Origin of the sequence: Paenibacillus sp. Aloe-11 (assembly GCF_000245715.1) — a bacterium.
In the GTDB taxonomy this organism is placed as follows: domain Bacteria; phylum Bacillota; class Bacilli; order Paenibacillales; family Paenibacillaceae; genus Paenibacillus; species Paenibacillus kribbensis.
Genome location: NZ_JH601080.1, coordinates 4720 through 9222 on the forward strand (window position 1 = coordinate 4720; position 4503 = coordinate 9222).

General features: G+C 53.4%; 3 protein-coding genes and 2 pseudogenes. All 5 read right to left on the reverse strand.

Features of this window, described 5'->3' with window-relative positions:
• Positions 1–940 (reverse strand): annotated as a pseudogene (locus WG8_RS23820) (cobalt-precorrin-5B (C(1))-methyltransferase); the annotation flags it as partial.
• Between the two features lie 80 nt (positions 941–1020).
• Entirely contained in the window at positions 1021–1665 is a 645-nt protein-coding gene (locus tag WG8_RS23825; protein WP_007432843.1) for a precorrin-8X methylmutase, read from the reverse strand.
• A gap of 222 nt (positions 1666–1887) precedes the next feature.
• Positions 1888–2652 (reverse strand): precorrin-6A reductase, encoded by a 765-nt coding sequence (gene cobK, locus WG8_RS23830; RefSeq protein WP_007432844.1) that lies wholly within the window; start codon positions 2650–2652, stop codon positions 1888–1890.
• Positions 2649–3773, reverse strand: coding sequence for a sirohydrochlorin chelatase (locus WG8_RS23835; protein WP_007432845.1), 1125 nt, complete (start codon positions 3771–3773; stop codon positions 2649–2651). The genes cobK and WG8_RS23835 overlap by 4 nt, the downstream gene beginning before the upstream one ends.
• Before the next feature lie 91 nt (positions 3774–3864).
• Positions 3865–4503: pseudogene (locus WG8_RS23840) on the reverse strand (precorrin-3B C(17)-methyltransferase); the annotation flags it as partial.

A 4503-nucleotide genomic window follows, 5' to 3' on the forward strand; every position in this document is an offset into this window, starting at 1 on the left:
ACTCGTCCACACCTGCTTCGCGAGCGACCTTAGCTAGAAAGCCAAAGTCCACCGGGGCACTCTTGGAGTGAACCATCATGACGCCTTGAGCGACCTTGGACAGCTTGCCGGGCATGCCGACGAGAATAATCTTCTTCATTCCCAGTCGTTTGCCATGCTTGACTGCAAAGCCGACAAATTCGCCCATCTGAATAAAGGCTTCTTCCGTCAGCTCATCGTACATTTGCATGGCATATTTTTCACTGCTGCCGCCTGTGGTCAGGACAATTTCCTGGCAGTTCATCGCTTGCGCAACCGATATGGCCTGCACGACACTGGCTTTATAAGCCGATGTGGAAAACGGAACCACCACACCGCGTGTACCCAATATGGAAATACCACCCAGAATGCCAAGCCGCCCGTTCAGCGTTTTCTTGGCGATTTCTTCGCCGTCCGGTACGCTGATGACGACACGGACGCCTTTGGCCGATCCGTGCTCATCCAGCACGCCTGCGACAGCCTCCGTAATCATCCGGCGCGGCACAGGATTGATCGCTGCTTCCCCGACGGGTACAGGCAGACCGGGCTTCGTTACCCGCCCCACGCCGATGCCGCCGTCCAGCTCAACGCCCGGCTCCTCGCGCCAGCTAACAGACGCGGTAATTCGCGCCTGATGCGTGGCATCCGGGTCATCGCCACCGTCCTTGATCGTCGTGCAGGAAGCTTCGTCCGCGTTCAGCACAGGCTCGATCAGCTCAAACGCATGATCGAAGCCCGCTGGCAGCGATATCACCGCTTCCTTCGACGGAATGCCCGTGATGAGCATTTGCACCGCTCCTTTGGCCACTGCGGCTGCACAGGCTCCAGTCGTAAAGCCTGACCGCATCGGCTTGTCCGGCGCGGGAGCTTCACCGCTTTTCATCCGTTTGGGTCTGTCGGCGGACGCCGCTTCCTTTTCCATACCCATTCCTCCTTAACCTCTTCTACTGATCATGATCATGTTCCAATTCATTTCATGATACAGCAAACGGACAACCGCAGCTAGCGGACAGCCATTAAGGAGATCGCATTCAGTGCCGCTACAACAATCGTACTGCCGCCCTTGCGCCCAATATTCGTAATGAACGGAATATCGAGCTTGCGCAGCTCATCCTTCGACTCTGCTGCAGACACGAAGCCAACGGGCATCCCGATCACCAGACCAGGCTTGGCCGCTCCTTCCTTGACCAAACGGATCAGCTCCAGCAGCGCGGTCGGCGCATTACCAATCGCATAGATGCCGCCTTCGCCAGCCTGAATCGCTTTGCGCATCGAAATAATGGCACGTGTCGTATTCAGCCTTTTCGCTTCTTCAATCACATCGGGGTCGGAAATATACACATGCACGTCCCCGCCGAACTGACGGATACGATCCTTGCTGACCCCCGCCTGAATCATTTGCACATCGGCCACGACCTGCTGGCCTGCACGAATCGCTGCAATTCCGGCTTCAATCGCTTTCGGATGAAACACCATGCTACGGCCCAGCTCAAAATCAGCGGATGCGTGAATAACGCGCTGTACGACCGGATATTGCTCGGCTGTAAAAGGATGCTCGCCCAGCTCTTCCGTGATCATCTCGAAGCTTTTGCCCTCAATCTCCTGCGGTTGTACCGTTAACGGTTTAAAATCGGTTTTAAAATCCATCGTCTCTACCGCTCCTTATGAAAGATTAGAAAATTAAATTAGCTTAGAACATTAAAGTTACCTATTGTTCCACTACGCAGTCGGATGATGCTGCAAAAAACTGCGTATTTTAAGATAGCTATATTTTAAATACACGCCAGAAATAATCCCGGGTTCATCGGATTAACTGAGATCGACCAGCTTCTCATAGAGTCGTAGCCTCATGATTCAGAGTGCCAACTCCTACTGGACTGTACGCAGGGCGTCAATCACTCCGTCGAAATCATCAAATACCGTGCCAAATTCCACTTCCGGTCTGGAAATCAAAATGACATGAATGCCGAGTTCCAATGCAGATTGCACCTTTTCATCTACAGCCCCTGTACGGCCACTTTCCTTGGTCACCATCACCGTTGTACCAAAGTGCTTGTACAATGCCTCGTTCATCTCGCGGGAGAAAGGTCCCTGCATGGCGATAATATTTTTTTGCTCCAGCCCGAGCTCGCTGCATTTCTCCATATTGTCCACGCGCGGCAGCATACGTGCAACCAGACGAATATCCGGTTCTCCAAGCAAATGCCTGGTGAATGTGCCGAGCGTCTTGCCGCCTGTTGTTAGCATGATGGAGCCTTTGAGCCGCTTCGCTTCCAGTGCAGCTTCCTCATAGGACGGTACAATGTGAAGCAACGGATGATTGTCGTACACCAGCCCCGCCCGCTCGTAGCGAATATAAGGCACTCCAGACTCGCGAGCGGCTGCCATGGCGTTCGCATGTGCTTCTTCTGCAAAAGGATGACTGGCATCTACGATAGCTTGCATGCCCAGTTCCCGAACCACTGCTGCCATTTCATTGGCCGTTATTCGACCTGTACGTACGTCCAGACCCACTTCAGACAAGCTGGCTGCTGCACTTTCCGTTACGACAGAGGTCAGCACCTTGAAGCCGTTAGCACGGATTTGCAGCGCTAATTCCCGCGCATCGCTCGTTCCACAAAGCATGAAAATCATGAGCCCTTCACCTGCCCGCTGCCAGCAATTTCGCTGCTGCCCACCACAGACGGCGTATGTGAATGATCGTGGTGGTGTTCATGATCATGGTCATTATGGCTGTGAGCATGATCATGTGCATGATCATGCTCGTGCCCGTGGTCATGCGAGTGTCCCTCATGGTGGTGATCGTGCCTATGGTCATGTCCATGATGATCATGATCGTGGTTATGTCCATGATGATCATGGTGGTGATGGTGATCATGTCCGTGATCATGGTCATGATCGTGATGGTGGTGGTGATGCTCCTGCGCCTCCAAGCGGAACTGGCAGTTGTCGCAATTCGCAGCAACCTTGCCGAACAAGCCTTCATTCGCCCGCTCCAGCACCAGCTCGACCAGTTGCGGATGGAAACCAAAATACCCCCCGATTTCAACCTGCAATTCAGGATGAGCCTCGGCGAATTCCTCGGTCATTTCTCCGATGCGTTTAATCAGCACCCCCGTGAACAGAAAATATGGAAGTACGATAATTTTTTTGGCTCCCAATCGTACACAGCGTTCCAGGCCATCCGGGAAAGAAGGCTGCGTCACACCGATAAAGCAGCTCTCGACCCAGGTATAAGAAAGCTTCTCCCACAGTATGCGGCAGATTTTGAAGAAATCGCTGTTGGCATCGGGATCGCTGCTCCCGCGTCCCAATACGAGCACCGCCGTTTCTTCGTCCGTTGCCTCGCCGGATGCCTCTACAGCACTATTCATTCCCGCCGGAACTGCAACCGGACGAGCTTCTTTCAAGCGGCTTAGCAGGATGCTAACGATTTTTTCGTGAACGCCAATCGGACGTCCATATACAAATTCCACTTGCGGATACTTCGCTTTCGCTCGGTCAATTGCCATCGGAATATCAATTTTGGCGTGTACTGCTGCGAACAAAATAATCGGCACAAGAACGACACGTGTCGCTCCTTTCTCCACGCATGCCTGTACCCCTTCGGCAATACTGGGGCGTGCCAGCTCCAGGAAACAGGTTTCTACACACGTCCCCGGTACGCGAGCTGCTACCGCCTGCGCAAATTCCAACAGCTCCTCGTTCCCCTCCGGGTCCCGGCTACCATGTCCAACCAACAATATTGCATTCACTGCTGTTTTTTCCTCCTCACGATAGGGATAGCCTACATGACGCCCTATTTTATATATATGCTTGTATCCGACTCATTAGGCTTCTGGTCCACTAATCACCACAAACCGCATTCACTTCTACGGTTGCAGGTGCATCCTCATGCCGGAATCCGGCAACCACGCCTACACGTTTGAAAAATTTATGAAAACGCTCGTTCGGATGCCCTTTTTCCTTATACTCAGCGATGATATTCTCGATGATGTCTGTAATCTGTTCCCCCGAAATCCCTTCCGCTACAGGCTGGGCGGCATGAGCATTGCGGCCGAACTTTTTGCCGCCGAGGAAAAGATCGTATCCGCCCTTGCGGTAGACGATGCCGATATCCTCCAGCACCGCTCCATAGCAGGCCATACCGCAGCCGTTCAAAGCAATGCTGGTTTCTTTGGGTGCCTGCAATCCACCAAGCACAACCTGCAGATGCTCAGCCACAGGCACAGCGTCATCCTTCTCCATGTTGCAGAAGTCGCACGCCTTCACCTTAAATACGTCGCCAATGGGCATGACGATTAATCGCTCATCCCGCAACCGTCCAACCAGTTCCTCAGGATCTGCGCACGGTACGCGCAGCACGATCTGATGATCCGGCGTATACTCCAGCTCGCCATCATCCCCTGCTATCTCCGCGAGCAAGGCCATCTGGCGAGCGGTGAACTTTTTGTTTCCCACGCCAGGGGAAACACCCACCTCGAA